The 1,528-nt window shown below is 63.5% G+C and carries 2 protein-coding genes; both read left to right on the top strand.

The window, feature by feature from the left end; all coding sequences use genetic code 11:
- Positions 1-766: class I SAM-dependent methyltransferase (locus WBB85_RS07950; RefSeq protein ID WP_432638085.1), on the top strand; the 766-nt coding region annotated here is incomplete at its 5' end.
- The coding region (locus tag WBB85_RS07945; protein ID WP_432638084.1) for an NAD-dependent epimerase/dehydratase family protein at positions 763-1,528 on the top strand (766 nt) is incomplete at its 3' end. The genes WBB85_RS07950 and WBB85_RS07945, both read left to right, overlap by 4 nt.

Genomic DNA, 1,528 nt, shown 5'->3' with positions numbered 1-1,528 from the left:
GCTTTATGACGAAGGCCGGCGGCCCGATCTGATCTGCTCGGCCAATGTTCTGGCCCATGTCCCCGATATCAACGACTTCGTAGCGGGGCTTGCGACGCTGCTGACGGGCGACGCGGTCTATACGGTCGAATTCCCGCATCTGTTGCGTCTGATAGAGGACGTGCAGTTCGACACGATCTATCACGAACACTATTCTTATCTGTCGCTGCTGGCCGTCGAACGGATCTTTGCCGAACACGGGCTGCGCGTCTTCGATGTCGAGGAATTGGGCACCCATGGCGGCAGTTTGCGGGTCTTCGCCTGCCGGAACGATGCATCACATGATGAAGCGCCGGGCGTGGCCAAGGTCCGCGCCGATGAGGCGGCGGCGAAGTTCGACCGGGCCGAGGGTTATCAGGGCTTTTCCTCCCGCTGCGAAGCGGTGCGCGACGGGCTTTTGAATTTCCTCAAAGACGCCAGGGCTCGCGGCCAGACCGTGGCCGCCTATGGCGCGGCGGCGAAGGGCAATACGCTGCTGAATTACGCACAGATCGGACCGGACCTGATCGCATACTGCGTCGACAAGAACCCGGCCAAGCAGAACACACTTTTGCCCGGCAGCCGCATCCCGGTCTTCGATGTGACCAAGCTTGATGAAACCCCGCCTGATTTCGTCCTGATCCTGCCCTGGAACCTCAAGACCGAAATCATGGAGCAACTGAAGGATCTGCGCGCAGGTGGAACCCGTTTCTTAACGGCCGTACCTGCGATCAAAGTATCGGCATGAAACGAAAACGCGTGCTTCTGACCGGGGCGACCGGGTTGATCGGCCGCCAGGTCGCGCCCCCCCTGACGCGTCTTGGCTATGACGTCCTGCCGGTCTCGCGCCGGGGGGCGGGGCTGCGTGGCCATCTGGTGGATGATCCCGAAGCGGTGGCCACGGCGGCGCGTGCAGAGGCTCTGATCCATCTTGCATGGTATGACGGGCCGAACCGGATGGGGGCGGCCGAAAACCTTGACTGGGTCTGTGCCAGCCTGCGGCTTTTGACCGCCTTCGCGGCGGAAGGCGGCAAGCGGGTGGTCATGGTCGGAAGCTGCGCGGAATATGACTGGACAGGCGGTGGCCGGATGGATGAGGCGACGCCTCTGCGCCCTGCCTCGGTCTATGGCGCGGCCAAGGCCGCGACTGGTCTTGCGGTCATTGCCGGGGCCAGGGCGCTTGGCCTCTCGCTCGCCTGGGCGCGGCCTTTCTTCTGCTACGGACCGGGCGAGGCTGAGGGTCGGCTGTTCGGTGATATCATCAAGGGATTGCAGGCAGGCAAGGCTGTGGATTGCACCGACGGTCTGCAAAGGCGCGACTTCCTGCATACCGAGGACCTGGGCGCGGCATTGGCGGCACTTTTGAAAAGCCCGGTAGAAGGTGCGATCAATATCGGATCAGGGTCAGCGGTTGCGGTGCGCGACATGATCGGCACGCTCGCCCGCCAGATGGGGCGCGAGGACCTGATCCGTCTTGGCGCGCGGTCCCGTCCGGCTGACGACCCGGCAC

Origin of the sequence: Albidovulum sp., from assembly GCF_049646345.1 — a bacterium.
GTDB lineage: Bacteria > Pseudomonadota > Alphaproteobacteria > Rhodobacterales > Rhodobacteraceae > Albidovulum.
The sequence above is the reverse complement of the archived record's forward strand: the minus strand, read 5'-3'. Positions and strand labels throughout refer to the sequence as shown.